The sequence below is a fragment of the Ruegeria sp. CDSA241 genome (genome assembly GCF_059611265.1).
The window spans coordinates 95,311-109,494 of sequence record NZ_JBXWPF010000008.1; the positions used below are offsets into that span (position 1 = coordinate 95,311).

Sequence of the window (14,184 nt, forward strand, 5' to 3'; positions counted from 1 at the left end):
TACGGAGAGATACCAATGCGCAAGCTGTTCGGAACCGATGGGGTGCGTGGCACCGCCAATACGCATCCGATCACGGCTGAGATGGCCCTGCGCATAGGGGCCGCGGTTGGGCGGTACTTCCGACGTGACCAATCCGGCGTGCACCGTGTTGTTATTGGCAAGGATACGCGCCTGTCTGGGTATATGCTGGAAAACGCGCTGACGGCGGGGCTAACCTCGACCGGGATGAATGTTTTGCTGCTGGGACCAGTTCCAACGCCGGCTGTCGGCCTGATGACGCGGTCAATGCGCGCCGATCTGGGCGTGATGATCTCGGCCAGTCACAACCCCGCCGAAGACAACGGGATCAAGTTTTTCGGGCCTGATGGCTTCAAACTGTCGGATCAGGCGGAAATTGAAATCGAACGGCTGATCGAAGAAGGGGTTAAGCCTGCGCAGGCCCAAAATATCGGTCGGGCCCGCCGGGTAGACGATGCGCGGTTTCGCTATGGCGAGCGGGTGAAATCTTCGCTATCCCGCGATCTTAGGCTGGACGGTTTGAAAGTGGTGGTGGATTGCGCCAATGGCGCCGCGCACCGTACTGCGCCCGAAGTTTTGTGGGAACTTGGGGCCGAGGTCATTCCTGTAGGCACCTCTCCTAACGGTAAGAATATCAACCTGAATTGCGGTTCGACCAAACCTCAGCTAGCAGCTGAAACGGTGGTGGCGCACGGGGCCGATGTGGGGATCTGCCTGGATGGTGATGCCGATCGGGTTGTGATCGTGGATGAGCACGGACACGTGGCCGACGGCGATCAGTTGATGGCGTTGTTAGCGACCTCTTGGGCCAAGGCCGACCGCTTGCGCGGCGGCGCTTTGGTCGCGACAGTCATGTCCAACCTTGGTCTCGAACGCCATCTCGGTTCGCAGGGGCTCAGGCTTGAACGAACGGCCGTAGGCGACCGCTATGTAGTCGAGCGGATGCGTGAAGGAGATTTCAACCTGGGTGGTGAACAATCTGGCCACATCGTCATGAGCGATTATGCCACCACAGGCGATGGCCTCATGGCGGGCCTGCATTTCCTGGCTGAAATGGTACATTCCGGGCGCAACGCATCCGAACTGTCGGTTCAGTTCGAAACAGTACCGCAACTGTTGAAGAACGTGCGCTATGGCGAGGGGCAGGCCCCGCTGGAAACAGTTGGTGTGAAAGCCGCAATCTCGGATGCCGAAGAGCGTCTGAAAGGAAAAGGCCGATTACTGATCCGTAAATCCGGCACTGAACCTCTGATCCGCGTCATGGCGGAGTGTGAAGATGATCAGCTGTTGGCCAAAGTCGTTGACAGTATCGTTGCTGAGGTCGCGGCGGTTGCAGGCTAGCGACCGGCCAGCATTCTGCGCAGGCTGAACCACTGGCTGATCGCTAGCCCGGTCAGGATCATCGCTAGAGCAACGTAAAACCGTATCGGCAATGCCTCGGACAGAACCCACGCGCCAAACACCATCGACCATATCGGAACTTGGTAGTTGACCAGCGTCAGAAAAACAGACCCGGCGCTGCGAATAATCGAGACGCGCAGCAACGTGGCAAAGGCGGTTGGAACAAGGCCCAATGCGATTATGGCGAGGCTAGGCCGTGCGCCATGCCAATTTGGCACCCCTTCGGTTACCAGCATGATGGGCAACAAGATCGCCGCGCCGACCAGCAAAGTGAGCGCAGCCAGAACAACCGGATCGACCGGAGGGCATCTGCGCGTGAATATAGAAGCGCAGGAATAGCACAGTGCGGCACCAATACAGGCCAGCTGTGCCAGTGGTTCCGCACCTTTACCAAGCTGTGCGAGGCCAGGGCCAATCAGCACCAGCGCGCCTGCAAATCCAAGTGATACGCCAACAAAACGCCGCGCGTTGAGGGGCTCATCCGAAAAGAAATGTGCCAGTGGCAACACCATCAACGGGATGGCCGCCATCGACAGGCCCGCAAAGGCGGACGGAACATATTGCTGGCCCCAGCTGAGCAGCAAAAAAGGTAGGGCCGTCGACAGAATGCCGATCACGATGATTGAGGGCCAAAGGCCCCGCGTGGTTGTTGGCAATTTGCGACCCGTCGCCCCCATCAGCAGTATAAGGGTCAGCGCGCCCAGAGTCGTGCGCGCTGTTGCTACTGTGACGGGCCCGTACCCTTCGAGCGCGATGGCCACGACCATAAATGTGCCGCCCCAGATGAAGCCAAGTACAGCGACCATAAGCCAGTTTTTGTTGGTGATTTCAGAGGGTTCGCTCATGGTATTGCCTGCTTCGTCACAATTAGCTGCGAGTGTGGTATTGTAGGGGTATTGGAAAAAGAATTTGGAGACAAATTATGGACTACAAAGAAGTGAATGCTGTTTGCCAGCCCGGAGACGATGTGGCTTCACGAGATTGGTATGCTTGGAACAACAAGATGCCTCCGGGGCCCGGTAGGTTGATTGTGACGGGCATTGTCACGGTTGGTAATCCAGGGGTCGAGCCCATGTTGGTTATCGCCAATCCGCAGGGGATCAATCCCAGCCATTTGCTGCTCAACATCTTCCTCTGTCAGAAGCCCGGGAAATGGCCCTCGGTGGTTGTCGACAAGCCGGTGCGGTTCGAGCAGCATTCGAACCCGATGTATACCCATGTGGATATTGTTGGCGGGCCGTCGATAGAAATTTTTGACGCCCATTAAATGAATGACGCCGCCCCGGGGGGCGGCGTCATGATAGGATCAGTTCTTTTCCTGATCGACCAGTTTACCGGCCGAAATCCAGGGCATCATGTCCCGCAGCTTTTTGCCGACCACTTCGATCTGGTGCTCGTCATTGGAACGGCGCGAGGCTTTGATGGTGGGTTGACCCACAGCATTTTCCAGCATGAAGTCGCGTACGAATTTGCCGCTCTGGATGTCCGACAGGGTCTCTTTCATTGCCTTCTTGGTCTGCTCATAAGGCAGGATGCGCGGACCAGTGACGTACTGACCGTATTCAGCAGTGTTCGAGATCGAGTAATCCATGTTGGCGATTCCGCCTTCATAGATCAGGTCCACGATCAGCTTGGTTTCGTGCAGACACTCGAAATAGGCCATTTCGGGTGCATAACCTGCCTCGACCAGAGTTTCAAAGCCGCAGCGGATCAGCTCGACGATACCGCCACACAGAACCGCCTGTTCACCGAATAGGTCGGTTTCGCATTCTTCGCGGAAGTTGGTCTCGATGATGCCCGAACGGCCGCCACCGATGGCCGAGCAATAGGACAGACCGATTTCCAGCGCTTTGCCGGTTGCGTCAGTGTCAACAGCCACAAGGCAGGGAACGCCGCCACCTTTGGTGTATTCACCACGGACGGTGTGGCCGGGGCCTTTGGGGGCCATCATGATGACGTCTACGCCTGCTTTCGGTTCGATCAGGCCAAAGTGAACATTCAGGCCGTGGGCGAACGCAATCGCAGCACCCGGCTTGATGTTGTCATGCACGTATTTCTTGTAAGTTTCGGCCTGCAATTCATCGGGCATGGTGAACATGATGACATCACACCAGGCTGCCGCTTCTGCAATGCCCATGACCGCCAGGCCTTCGGCTTCGGCTTTCCTAGCCGAAGGCGAGCCTTCGCGCAGGGCAACGACCAGATTCTTCGCGCCCGAGTCGCGCAGGTTCAGCGCGTGTGCATGACCCTGGCTGCCATAACCCAGGATGGCCACTTTTTTGTCTTTGATCAGGTTGATGTCGCAATCGCGATCGTAATAGACGCGCATGATGCTGGTCCTTTCTGTTTCGATTGCTGTGGGTTTTAAGGCGATTTTCCAAGGATAGCGATACTGTTATCCTTGAATTATCACGAATAACTCGAGTATCTATTCTTGAAGTATAATAAAAAAGAAAAAATCATGCTTGATGATGTTGACCGCAGGCTTCTGCGTCATTTCCAGGCCGACCCGACGCTGACAACCGCTGAGTTGGCCGAGCTTTGTCGCATCAGCACAAGTGTCTGCTGGCGACGTATCGAAAAAATGCAAGAGGCCGGGATTATTCAAGCCCAAGAGGCGATCATTGACTGGGCCGCATTGGGATATGCAGTCGAGGTTTCATTGCGGGTGACGCTGGATAAGACCCAACCGCGTGCATTCGACGAGTTCATGGGTGTCGCGCGCGAGGTTCCCGAGGTGATCGAGATTCAGACCTTTTTGGGCCGCGTGGATGTGCGCTTATCTGTGCTTGCCAAGGATATGGCACATTACCAGCAGCTGTATCGTGACCGTATCCTGACTTTGCCGCATATCGCAGATATCGAGGCATTGATGCATATCGCGCGGGTCAAAAGCGATGAGGTGCTGCCGCTATGACCGAATTGGATGAGCTCGACCGCAAAATTCTGCGCGCTCTGATCCAGGATGCAACGCAAAGCGCGGGTGCCTTGGGGCGTAGATTTGGCCTGTCTCAGCCCGCGATGTGGCGCCGTATCCGGAGGCTTGAAACGACGGGGATCATAAAGGGGCGCCACCTGCGTTTGAATGCAGAAGCGTTGGGGTTTGGGGTGACAGTTTTTCTGGGGGTCAAGTTAGCGCGGAAAGGTCAGGTCAGCCTTGAAGATTTCGAACGCGCCGTCAGTGCGATCCCCGAGGTTCAAACCGTTGAACATGTGTTGGGCCTCTATGATTACCGTTTGCGCGTCGTGGCACGGGATCTCTCGGACTTTGAACGTGTTCTGCGCCGCCGGATAATGACTTTGCCCGGGGCCGGAGATGTCGAAGCCAATGTATTGCTGAGCGAAGAGAGGCTACCCGGGCCTATCGGCTAGGCCCGTTTTAGTACCTGGTACGGATGTAATATCCGGGATGATGTGTCATGCGCGCAAAGGTAATTGGCTGCCCGTCTTTCCATGTCGTGCGCTCTAATTGGATCATGGACGTCCCCGAGGTTGTCCCCATGAATTCAGCCAGCCGTCCATCTGCCGAAATCGCGCAAAAGGCGACCTCAGCATCGGTGAAGGGGGCGGCGTGCAACAGCCACTCATGCGGGCCTTTGGTGTCGAGGTCAGCATGTTCCACTTCTGGAACTGCATCGATATTGATCCAGCGCTCTTCCAGTTGAAACGGCCGGTTGTCTGCATAGTGCATGCAGACAATATGCAAAACACGCGCTTCTTGCGAGACGCTTAACTGAGAGGCAAGCCATCCGGGGCTGGAGACGATATTACGCTCGACCAGCGCATAACGATAGGTGGAGTTCTGCCCCTCGACATCCAGTCGGGTCAGGGAAAACTCCAGTTTTGCGTGTTTGCTGGGTTCTTTTTTGACCCGCGTTCCGCTTTTACGTTTTCTTTCAACGAAGCCCTGATCTGCCAGTTCCCGCAAAGCACGATTCACCGTGGCACGGGCACAATTAAATTCTTCTGCCAACTGGGTTTCTGTCGGCAGCACCGACCCCTGTGGCCAAACTCTGGTTTCTATTCGTCGTTTTACTTCGTCACGTACAAACTGAAAACTGATCCGCTTATGCGCAGTCACGAGTGAAAATACCTTTCTTCTCCAAAGTGTATGTATCTGGTCAGAAACACGTAGGGGTGTAAAGGGTTGCTGACACTGTTTGGCGTCATTAGTTGTCGATAGGGCCTTTGAGGCGTTAAAATTTTCTTAGGAAAACGGGTTCCGTTGGGTCAATTTTCAGTAATAACTGAGAGGCAGTGAGCGAAGTTGCGAACACCCGCTCGTTTCGTGGAATTTGAAAGGAATACCAATGCCCCCGCTTTTGGACAAAATTGACCCCAATGGGTTAGAGGAGTTTTCGGTCGTCTTCACCGATCGCTCGCTTAATCACATGTCGGTTCAGTTTCAGCATGTGATGCGCGACATCTCTGAGATGCTGAAAGGCGTTTACAACGCTGACGGTGTGGCCGTTATCCCGGGCGGTGGTACCTATGCAATGGAAGCAGTCGCGCGCCAGTTTGCCCGCAATGCCAATGTTCTGGTGGTCAGGAATGGCTGGTTTTCCTATCGGTGGAGCCAGATCATCGAGTCCGGTGGGTTGACAGCGTCGGCAACAGTTCTGAAGGCGCGCCAGACCGGCAACTCGGCAACGTCCCCATTTGCGCCTGCTCCGATCGAGGAAGTCATCGAAACGATCCGCGATGGGCGCCCGGATGTGGTCTTTGCGCCGCATGTCGAAACAGCGGCCGGGGTCATTCTGCCCGACGACTATATTTCGGCGATGGCAGCCGCAGCCCACGAGGTTGGGGCGCTGATGGTTCTGGATTGCATCGCTTCGGGTTGCGCATGGGTGGACATGAAGGCGACGGGTGTGGATGTCCTGATCTCGGCCCCTCAGAAAGGGTGGAGCGCATCGCCTTGCGCGGGTCTTGTCATGCTGTCCGAACAGGCTGAGGCAAGGCTGGAGGAGACGACTTCGGACAGTTTTGCCGTCGACCTGAAGAAATGGCGTCAGATCATGCAAGCCTATGAAAATGGCGGTCACGCCTATCACGCCACGATGCCAACAGATGCGCTGAAAGCCTTCCGCGACACGATGGCTGAGACTCGAGACTATGGCTTTGACAAACTGCGTGACGCCCAGTGGGCATTGGGGGACGGTGTACGGGCAATGCTGAAGGATAAGGGCATTGTTTCTGTCGCCGCCGATGGGTTTGGTGCGCCGGGTGTGGTGGTCAGCTATACCTCGGATCCCAATATCCAGAACGGCAGCAAATTCGCCGCCCTGGGCATGCAGATCGCTGCTGGTGTACCCTTGCAATGTGATGAGCCAGACGGGTTCAGCACCTTCCGTCTGGGCCTGTTCGGTCTGGACAAGCTGTACGATGTTGACGGCACAATCGCGCGTCTAAAGCGCGTGCTGGACCAGGTTTTGTGACCATCGGGCTTTAGCGGACGCCGAGGCCCATCTGCATCAGCGTCTTGCGCACGGTCGGCAGCGAATACAGCGCGTTCAACCCCATTGCACGTATGTCCCGTAAAGGCCGCGCTTCGATCATCGAGGCGCGGTTCAGCAGGTCGATACCCTTGACCCGGGCCTCGATCTCGGTATGACGCGCTTTGTGATAGGCATCCAACATCTGCGCGTCACCCAGGCCCTCGGGACGGGCCTGTGCCAAATCCAGCAGGCATCGCAGATCACCCAAGGACATGTTCAGCCCCTGCGCACCGATGGGGGGCACGACATGGGCGGCTTCGGCCATCAGGGCCACGCGTTCGCCCGAAAGGCGCTCTGCCGATTGGCTGATGATCGGCCAGATTGTTCGGCGTGAAGCCAGTTTCAACGGACCGAACAACCCGCAGGACCGTTCGGTCATCAGCGCTTCAAAGCTTTCCGGATCGGTGTTCAACAGCTCTACCGCGCGCGGGCCACGCTCCATCCATACAATCGCGGACGAGGGCTGACTCTGCCAGTCGGGCAGGGGAACTAGCGTGAACGGGCCGCCGGACCTGTGAATCTCGGTCGAGACGTTCTGATGCGGGATCGAGTGTGTAACCGCGAAGGCCAACGCCTTTTGCCCATAGCGCGTGGTGTGCACGTTGATCCCGGCGGCCTCTCGCATGGGCGAGTTGCGACCATCTGCGGCGATCACCAGTTTACAGCGGATGCGCGTCCCGTCGCTCAGGCCAACGCGGGCTTCGGCTGTACGGGTGAACAAGCTGACCGTGCCCGTTCCGGGGCGAAAATCGACATTGGGCAGTTCAGCGAGACGGGCCACCATTTCACGCCGCAAGAGCCAGTTTGGCAGGTTCCAACCAAAGGGCTGGTCCGAGATATCCGCGGCATTGAAGTCGCGCACAACGCGCGGCTCGGGCACATCGCCGCCTGCATCCACAATCCGCATGATCTGAAGAGGGGCGGCATGCGCGTCGAGTTTTTCCCACAGCCCGCATTGTTCCAAAAGACCGTGGGCTGGTTGCAAAAACGCGGTGGTCCGTAAATCCGATCCGTCCACGTCCCGCTGGGTCACAGGTTGGGTAGGATCAACACAGACCACATTGAATCCAGCCGCGCCAAGGGCCGCCGCTGCGGTCAAACCGGCAATTCCGCCGCCGGAAATCAGGATGTCACACTGGTCGTTCATGGCGCCCTCTTTGGTTCTGAGCCGACCCTAGAGCGGTTCGACTTCCCGCGCCAAGTGACATCCTGTCTCGCAGGTCAGCCGCGCGAGATCAGGATGAGGATCAGGAATATCACGGGCACCATCACGACGGCGGGGATATACAAGCCCGGCAAGCCAAACAGCATCACTGAACAGCCCCACATGCTGAAGATGGCGGCAGCGGTGTAATACCAGTCGTCCCCATCTGCATCGGCCGCATCGCGCGCCATCCAGCCAAACAGAGGAACAGCAAATAGCAGGCGCTGCCAGATGGGTGAGCGCGGGGGCATTTCGATTGCGGACATCTGGGTCTCCGTTCTGTTCGTCGCAGTTGGGATATAGGGGCGGCGCCCGGGTCGCAGTACGTGCAGATCGTCGCAGTGTGACAGCCTATCGCAGGCGGGCCAGAAAGGCGGTCAGGTCGTCTGTATGGTGGTGGATGTGATCTGCCATGTGCGGTTCGGGCGCGACATGAACCGTGCGCATCCCCATCTCATGCGGGGCCGCCAGATTGCGCGGATCGTCTTCGAACATGGCCGCTTTTTCTGCCTTGATTCCGTCTTGCGCAAAGATGGCCTGGAATGCTGCCTTCTCGGGTTTAGGACGGTATCCCGCATGCTCAACCCCATAGATGGCATCGAACAAACCGCTGAGGCCACGCGCCGCAAGGACGCGTTCGGCATAGGGCGCGCTGCCATTGGTATAGACAATGCGGCGACCGGGCAGAGCACGAATATGTTCCGCCAGATCCACGTCCGGGTCCATATGGCTCATATCCACCTGATGCACGGCATGCAGGTAAGGGTCGGGATCCAGATCATGTTCGGCCATCAGCCCGGCCAGCGTGGTGCCATATTCGCGCCAGTAATGGGATCGCAGCCGGTCGGCCTCGGCCCGGTCGACGCCGATGGCCTGGACCACATAATCCGTCATCAGCACCTCGATCTGATCGAACAGGCGCATATGCGGCGGGTACAGGGTGTTGTCCAGATCGAACACCCATTGGGAGACATGGCTGAAGGCAGGTTTGACCATGCCTGCCGTTTAAGCCGCGCAGCGCAGGTTTTCAATGCAGTACTTGATTGTGCGCACTGCAGACGGATAGACATGTCCGAACGAGGAGAAAAACTAAAGATGCCCCAATCCAAGCAGTCCAACAGCGACGCCTACAGCCTTATTCTCGAAGCGATTGATGTGGGCATCTACAAGCCCGGTGACAGGCTGGTCGAAAGCGAGCTGGCCGAAAGGTTCGGTGTTTCGCGCACGCCAATCCGCGAGGCATTGCAGCGGTTAGAGACCCAATCCTTGCTTGAACGCGACGGGCGTTCGCTGATTGTGGCCTCATTGGACCACAATCAGATGGCAGAGCTATATGTCGTTCGCCGTGAACTTGAAGGTCTCGCTGCAAGTTTGGCCGCCAAGCACGCGACCGAGGAAGAGATCAAGGTGCTGCAGGAAATGGTTGCCGAAGATGATGCGCTGGTGGACAATCCAAACGCCCTGTCTCGGGCGAACCGGCGGTTTCACGAACAGATCCATCTGGCCTCGCACAACCGCTATTTGGTGCAACAGCTGAACCTTGTGCACCGCACAATGGCCTTGATGGCAACGACATCGCTTGCGGTTTCCGGGCGCGGTGAAATCGCGCAAAGTGAACACAAAGGCATCGTCGAGGCGATAGCCGCCCGTGACGAGCAAGCCGCGGAACGTGCGTTGAAAGAGCATATCTCGGTCGCTTTCATGACGCGTCTCAAGCAGGATGCGGTTCGTCGCGAAAGCTGACGGTCACATGTCGAAGGCTTCTTCACTGGCTTGACCGTGTTGGGTTTTGTCCCAGAAGAACGGGTTGATAGCCAATTCCCAAAGGGCTTTGTAAGCTGCCAGCACACCCAAGGGGAAATACAACGGCATTGTCGGCACCCACGGCATCAGAAACTGTCTTTCACGGGCGGCGACAGCCAGTATCCCGATGGTCACATTCGTGATCTCTGCAAATACGAACAGAGCTATCAGTATGGTCATGACCTTGCCCGGAATGACGGGATCCAGCGGGCTGGCCAATCCGAATGTGGTAAGCCAGAACAGCCACAAAACCGGGGCCAGCAGGAATTGTCCGACGGTGCCCAGAAAAAACGCCTGGAGCCCAAGGAAGCGCAGCACACCCAGCTCTTTCAGCAGATGGATCGGCGAGCGCATGTGGACAAGATATGTGACCATAAAGCCCTTGAGCCATCGTGAACGCTGTTTGACCCAAGGCCAGGCCCGAAAGTTTGCTTCTTCGAAAGTGGCGGTATCAACCATCTCGGTCCGATAACCCGCGCGGCTGAGGCGGACGCCCAGATCCGCGTCTTCGGTCACATTATGGGCATCCCAACCGCCCAGTTCCAACAGCTTTTCGCGACGAAAGAAAAAGGTTGTACCACCAAGTGGAACCACCAGTCCCAACCGGGCAATGCCAGGCAGGATGACCCGAAACCAACTGTTATACTCGATGGTAAAGCAGCGAGACCGCCAGTTGGTGCGCGGGTTGTAATAGTCCAGAACGCCTTGCAAGCAGACGACGTCTTCACTGGCTTGGGTGAAATGTCCGACGACGCGTTCGATTTGATCGGGAAGAGGGGCGTCCTCGGCATCCCAAACGCCTAGAATGTCACCACGACAGAAATCCAGCGCATAATTCATCGCGCGCGGTTTTGTCGTCAGCCCGCTTAATGCCGGTACTTCGATCGTGCGGATCCAACAGGGCAGCTCGATTTTGGCCAGGGTTGCACGGGTTACCATATCCGTTTCTTCCAAAACCAGAATGACGTCCAAAAGAGCTTTGGGATATGTCAGACGCCGCAATCGGCGGATCAGAGCGCCAGCAATCTCTCGCTCTTTGTACAAAGGGACCATGATGGAAACGCGAGGCAGTCGAAGAGGAAGCGTGGTGGCGGTCTGACTGTGGCGTTTTCCTTTGTAACATAGAAACGAGAGCAATCCCGCCAGACGCAATGTCAGGAATAATACAAGCGACGTAACGGCCAAAACGACCAGAGCCAGCAGCCCCGGAATGGGTTGCGCCAGGAACAGTGTGGCGAGGCCAAGCACTATGGCAATCGGCCCAATACGCGAGCGCCGAGTCCAGGATCGGCAACTATGAGCTATTGCCACACGGGTTTCAGCCTTTTCAGCAAGGCTTTCCGAGAAAATTCTGGCGATCGCGTCGTCGATCCGGTCCGCATCGGCAAGCACGGGTATGATCGTTTGCTTTTCCTTTGCCAACTGCTTGCGAACTGCGTCGAATTGATCGGGATTGGCGGTAGCGACCAGCAGAATGGGACCGATGCGCATCCAGGGAATGATGTTGTGATCCAGCCAAAAGCTGGCGGGGCGGGTTTTGCAAAGGTCCGGATTTGGTGGATGCAGATCCAGGTCCGCGATCTGCAATCCTGTTTGTTCAGACAGCGCCGTCAGAACCTCGGACCGATCTACCCAGCCTTCGTCGACCAGGATTTCGCCCAGTGCAACATTTTGTCTGGATTGCAGGTGCAGGGCTTTTTGCAACTGATGGTTCGAAAGCAGCCCGCGGTCGATCAGGCAAGCCCCCAAAGGCTTGCGCACCGTTGCAGAAATCGGCGCGGCCGATGCGAAATGCTGCAGGTTCAGTTCAACCATTCAATCAACCCAGACGTGGTAATCTGCGTCAGGGTGGAGCGATTAAGGTTAACAGGCCGTTAAGGCTGTATGATTATGCCTGTGCCTTTCGGGCGGCCATCGCATGCGAGAACCGCTCGAACAGGTAGAAGCTGTCTTGTGGGCCTGGAGATGCCTCTGGGTGGTACTGTACCGAATAGACCGGTCGATCCGTCATGCGAATTCCGCAGTTTGAACCATCAAACAACGAACGATGAGTCTCAACGACACCGTCGGGAAGGGTTTGAGCGTCTACCGCAAACCCATGGTTCATCGACGTTATTTCCACCTTCCCAGTCTCGAGATCTTTTACCGGGTGGTTCGCCCCGTGGTGGCCGTGATTCATCTTGACAGTCTGACCGCCAAGGGCCAGCGCAAGCATCTGATGACCAAGGCAAATCCCGAATAAGGGTAGGTCGGTGGTGTCCAATACCTCTTTGATCATCGGTACTGCGTATTCACCCGTAGCCGCTGGATCACCGGGGCCATTGGACAGGAATACGCCGTCGGGATTATGGGCCAGAACCTCAGCCGCTGTGGCCGTTGCGGGCAGCACAGTGACATCGCACCCGGTCGAGGCAAGGCATCTCAGGATATTGCGCTTTGCCCCGAAATCCAGTGCCACAACCTTATGTACTGGGGCCTCTTGCCGTTTATAGCCATCTGGCCAGGCCCAACGCATCTCATCCCAGCGATAGCTTTGCGCACAAGTCACTTCCTTGGCCAAATCCATACCTTCAAGCCCGGCAAAGCCACGCGCTGCCGAAACCAGAGCTTCGATGTCGAAATTGCCCTCAGGATCATGAGCCAATGCCACATGAGGTGCGCCTTGCTGGCGAATTGCGCGGGTTAACCGGCGGGTATCGACACCGCCAATGGCAATACGCCCACGCTGGGCAAGCCATGATTTCAGCTCTTCAGCAGACCGCCAGCTGGACGGTTCGGTTGGGTCCCATTTGACGACCATTCCTGCCGCGACAGGATCACCGGTTTCGTCATCCTCGGGGTTCACACCAACATTTCCGATATGAGGGAAAGTGAAGGTCACGATCTGTCCGGCATAAGAAGGATCGGTCATGATCTCTTGATAGCCGGTCATTGCGGTGTTGAAACACAGCTCGGCCACGGTCTGGCCTGTGGCGCCGAAACCGACCCCGTAGAACAGTGTTCCATCGGCTAAAGCCAGACATGCGGTGGGCTTAGACGGGGCGTTCTGGGCCATAGCGCGACTCTCCTGCAGGGTAAATCGGCGCATACCTAAGGGGGTTATGCGCTTGGGTCAAGTGTGTTCAATTTTTGGGCTATTGAGCAATATCAATGACTTAGATGTTGAGGCCCCCGGTTGTATCACGCTTTTTGTTTCGATATGGTCGGGGTTCCTTTTGTCATGGGGATGGACAAACTAAATGGATATGCGATCACGGGTGAATTCCGCCCTGAAGCAAGCAATGAAAGACAAGAACGCCGAGCGTCTGTCGACCCTACGTCTGATCAATGCAGCAATCAAGGACCGGGATATCGCGTCTCGTGCTGCGGTCAACGAGGAAGCCAAGGGTTGCGGTGATGCCGAAGTTCTTGAAATTCTAGGGAAAATGTCCAAGCAGCGTAAGGAAAGTGCGCGTGCTTACGAAGAGGGTGGACGCCTCGATCTGGCGGAGCGTGAACTGCGCGAGATAGAAGTCATAGAAGAATTCCTGCCCGAGCAACTGGACGACGATGAGGTGACGAAAGCCATCCAATCAGCGATTACGGCCACTGGTGCCGGGTCGATCCGGGATATGGGCAAGGTCATGGGCGAGCTCAAGACACGCTATACTGGCCAGATGGATTTTGGGAAAGTTGGGCCCATGGTCAAAGATCAGCTTTGTGCGGCTGCCAGCGGCTGACTGCCGTGACATGCTGAGAGCTTACTGCGCGACTGGTTCGCGCAGTTTTTCTTTGAGGTCATCGTAAAGCGCAATCCGCTCTTCCTCGGACAGGAATGCGCCGATTTCTACTTCGCGACCTTCACCCTTGAGGGTGACGTAGTTCGGAACCGGGCCGCCGCTCTGATGGATCTCGGGGCGGGCCCAATAGCGATTACAGGCCCATTCCTGCTGCCCCCGTCGCGGGTCATGATGTATCAGATGCGCCTGTGTTCCGGTCAGCGTCAGGACTTCGAATATGCTACGGGCCCGATAGTTTGACCGGAGAGCCAGCCAAAGGCCAATAACTGTTAGCAGCAGGAAGGGCAGCAACCCCCAAAGCAAGGCCGAGCCGAGCACGGCCAAAAGCGGGATCAACCCGAACAAAAAGACACTAAACACAACCCGAACTGCCCAATGACGCGGCAGCGAGTTATGCGGCCACAAGCGCAGCTCAAGTTCTGATGTGGTGGTTTGATTCCATCTGTAGGGCATGGCCGGAAGATAGCCCAAAGCGCGTCCG

The 14,184-nt window shown here is 56.7% G+C and carries 16 protein-coding genes; 7 read left to right on the forward strand and 9 right to left on the reverse strand.

The window, feature by feature from the left end:
- Positions 1-15 precede the first annotated feature (15 nt).
- The gene (gene glmM, locus AC2FJV_RS09280; RefSeq protein ID WP_142634511.1) at positions 16-1,359 is read left to right on the forward strand and encodes a phosphoglucosamine mutase; all 1,344 of its coding nucleotides are present in this window, start codon (positions 16-18) and stop codon (positions 1,357-1,359) included.
- Here glmM and AC2FJV_RS09285 read toward each other — a convergent pair.
- Positions 1,356-2,264, reverse strand: coding sequence for a DMT family transporter (locus tag AC2FJV_RS09285; protein ID WP_496693301.1), 909 nt, complete (start codon positions 2,262-2,264; stop codon positions 1,356-1,358). The genes glmM and AC2FJV_RS09285 overlap by 4 nt on opposite strands.
- A gap of 77 nt (positions 2,265-2,341) precedes the next feature.
- Between AC2FJV_RS09285 and AC2FJV_RS09290 the strand changes: the two genes are divergently transcribed.
- Entirely contained in the window at positions 2,342-2,686 is a 345-nt protein-coding gene (locus tag AC2FJV_RS09290) for a hypothetical protein (protein WP_496693300.1), read from the forward strand.
- A gap of 39 nt (positions 2,687-2,725) precedes the next feature.
- On the opposite strand, the gene ilvC is transcribed toward AC2FJV_RS09290, so the two are convergent.
- Positions 2,726-3,748, reverse strand: a complete 1,023-nt coding sequence (ilvC, locus tag AC2FJV_RS09295; protein WP_142634504.1) for a ketol-acid reductoisomerase — start codon at positions 3,746-3,748, stop codon at positions 2,726-2,728.
- A 132-nt stretch (positions 3,749-3,880) separates the two neighbouring features.
- Between ilvC and AC2FJV_RS09300 the strand changes: the two genes are divergently transcribed.
- Together AC2FJV_RS09300 and AC2FJV_RS09305 are read left to right on the forward strand one after the other, a co-directional pair.
- Positions 3,881-4,336, forward strand: coding sequence for an Lrp/AsnC family transcriptional regulator (locus AC2FJV_RS09300; protein WP_271946422.1), 456 nt, complete (start codon positions 3,881-3,883; stop codon positions 4,334-4,336).
- Positions 4,333-4,791: an Lrp/AsnC family transcriptional regulator gene (locus AC2FJV_RS09305; protein ID WP_142634500.1), complete on the forward strand. Its 459-nt coding sequence runs from the start codon at positions 4,333-4,335 to the stop codon at positions 4,789-4,791. The genes AC2FJV_RS09300 and AC2FJV_RS09305 overlap by 4 nt, the downstream gene beginning before the upstream one ends.
- A gap of 7 nt (positions 4,792-4,798) precedes the next feature.
- On the opposite strand, the gene hutC is transcribed toward AC2FJV_RS09305, so the two are convergent.
- Positions 4,799-5,500, reverse strand: a complete 702-nt coding sequence (gene hutC, locus AC2FJV_RS09310; protein WP_142634498.1) for a histidine utilization transcriptional repressor HutC — start codon at positions 5,498-5,500, stop codon at positions 4,799-4,801.
- 229 nt (positions 5,501-5,729) lie between these two features.
- Here hutC and AC2FJV_RS09315 point away from each other — a divergent pair, with 229 nt between their 5' ends.
- Positions 5,730-6,857: an aminotransferase class V-fold PLP-dependent enzyme gene (locus AC2FJV_RS09315; RefSeq protein ID WP_142634496.1), complete on the forward strand. Its 1,128-nt coding sequence runs from the start codon at positions 5,730-5,732 to the stop codon at positions 6,855-6,857.
- A 10-nt stretch (positions 6,858-6,867) separates the two neighbouring features.
- Here AC2FJV_RS09315 and AC2FJV_RS09320 read toward each other — a convergent pair whose 3' ends face one another.
- The 3 genes from AC2FJV_RS09320 to AC2FJV_RS09330 form a co-directional block, all read right to left on the reverse strand.
- Positions 6,868-8,064, reverse strand: coding sequence for a UbiH/UbiF family hydroxylase (locus AC2FJV_RS09320; protein WP_142634494.1), 1,197 nt, complete (start codon positions 8,062-8,064; stop codon positions 6,868-6,870).
- 74 nt (positions 8,065-8,138) lie between these two features.
- Positions 8,139-8,387 carry a hypothetical protein gene (locus AC2FJV_RS09325; RefSeq protein WP_271946430.1) on the reverse strand — a complete coding sequence of 83 codons (249 nt, stop codon included), beginning with the start codon at positions 8,385-8,387 and terminating at the stop codon, positions 8,139-8,141.
- 85 nt (positions 8,388-8,472) lie between these two features.
- Positions 8,473-9,117, reverse strand: coding sequence for a pyrimidine 5'-nucleotidase (locus AC2FJV_RS09330; protein ID WP_496713493.1), 645 nt, complete (start codon positions 9,115-9,117; stop codon positions 8,473-8,475).
- Between the two features lie 99 nt (positions 9,118-9,216).
- On the opposite strand from AC2FJV_RS09330, the gene AC2FJV_RS09335 reads away from it, so the two are divergent.
- Positions 9,217-9,864: a GntR family transcriptional regulator gene (locus tag AC2FJV_RS09335; RefSeq protein ID WP_142634488.1), complete on the forward strand. Its 648-nt coding sequence runs from the start codon at positions 9,217-9,219 to the stop codon at positions 9,862-9,864.
- Between the two features lie 3 nt (positions 9,865-9,867).
- On the opposite strand, the gene AC2FJV_RS09340 is transcribed toward AC2FJV_RS09335, so the two are convergent.
- A complete protein-coding gene (locus tag AC2FJV_RS09340; protein WP_496713495.1) occupies positions 9,868-11,739 on the reverse strand; it encodes a glycosyltransferase in 1,872 nt (623 codons plus the stop codon).
- A 73-nt stretch (positions 11,740-11,812) separates the two neighbouring features.
- Positions 11,813-12,979: a glutamine-hydrolyzing carbamoyl-phosphate synthase small subunit gene (gene carA, locus AC2FJV_RS09345; protein ID WP_496713497.1), complete on the reverse strand. Its 1,167-nt coding sequence runs from the start codon at positions 12,977-12,979 to the stop codon at positions 11,813-11,815.
- Between the two features lie 184 nt (positions 12,980-13,163).
- Between carA and AC2FJV_RS09350 the strand changes: the two genes are divergently transcribed.
- Entirely contained in the window at positions 13,164-13,643 is a 480-nt protein-coding gene (locus AC2FJV_RS09350; protein WP_142634482.1) for a GatB/YqeY domain-containing protein, read from the forward strand.
- 21 nt (positions 13,644-13,664) lie between these two features.
- Here AC2FJV_RS09350 and AC2FJV_RS09355 read toward each other — a convergent pair whose 3' ends face one another.
- Positions 13,665-14,156, reverse strand: a complete 492-nt coding sequence (locus AC2FJV_RS09355) for a DUF2244 domain-containing protein (protein WP_142634480.1) — start codon at positions 14,154-14,156, stop codon at positions 13,665-13,667.
- Positions 14,157-14,184: the final 28 nt, after the last annotated feature.

Bases quoted from the DNA above. Each gene is read 5' to 3' on its own strand.
- AC2FJV_RS09285 (WP_496693301.1), bottom strand. From the start codon at position 2,264: ATGAGCGAACCCTCTGAAATCACCAACAAAAACTGGCTTATGGTCGCT.
- AC2FJV_RS09330 (WP_496713493.1), bottom strand. From the start codon at position 9,117: ATGGTCAAACCTGCCTTCAGCCATGTCTCCCAATGGGTGTTCGATCTG.
- AC2FJV_RS09335 (WP_142634488.1), top strand. From the start codon at position 9,217: ATGCCCCAATCCAAGCAGTCCAACAGCGACGCCTACAGCCTTATTCTC.
- AC2FJV_RS09340 (WP_496713495.1), bottom strand. From the start codon at position 11,739: ATGGTTGAACTGAACCTGCAGCATTTCGCATCGGCCGCGCCGATTTCT.
- AC2FJV_RS09325 (WP_271946430.1), bottom strand. From the start codon at position 8,387: ATGTCCGCAATCGAAATGCCCCCGCGCTCACCCATCTGGCAGCGCCTG.
- AC2FJV_RS09320 (WP_142634494.1), bottom strand. From the start codon at position 8,064: ATGAACGACCAGTGTGACATCCTGATTTCCGGCGGCGGAATTGCCGGT.
- AC2FJV_RS09315 (WP_142634496.1), top strand. From the start codon at position 5,730: ATGCCCCCGCTTTTGGACAAAATTGACCCCAATGGGTTAGAGGAGTTT.
- AC2FJV_RS09350 (WP_142634482.1), top strand. From the start codon at position 13,164: ATGGATATGCGATCACGGGTGAATTCCGCCCTGAAGCAAGCAATGAAA.
- AC2FJV_RS09355 (WP_142634480.1), bottom strand. From the start codon at position 14,156: ATGCCCTACAGATGGAATCAAACCACCACATCAGAACTTGAGCTGCGC.
- AC2FJV_RS09305 (WP_142634500.1), top strand. From the start codon at position 4,333: ATGACCGAATTGGATGAGCTCGACCGCAAAATTCTGCGCGCTCTGATC.
- AC2FJV_RS09290 (WP_496693300.1), top strand. From the start codon at position 2,342: ATGGACTACAAAGAAGTGAATGCTGTTTGCCAGCCCGGAGACGATGTG.
- AC2FJV_RS09300 (WP_271946422.1), top strand. From the start codon at position 3,881: ATGCTTGATGATGTTGACCGCAGGCTTCTGCGTCATTTCCAGGCCGAC.
- ilvC (WP_142634504.1), bottom strand. From the start codon at position 3,748: ATGCGCGTCTATTACGATCGCGATTGCGACATCAACCTGATCAAAGAC.
- glmM (WP_142634511.1), top strand. From the start codon at position 16: ATGCGCAAGCTGTTCGGAACCGATGGGGTGCGTGGCACCGCCAATACG.
- carA (WP_496713497.1), bottom strand. From the start codon at position 12,979: ATGGCCCAGAACGCCCCGTCTAAGCCCACCGCATGTCTGGCTTTAGCC.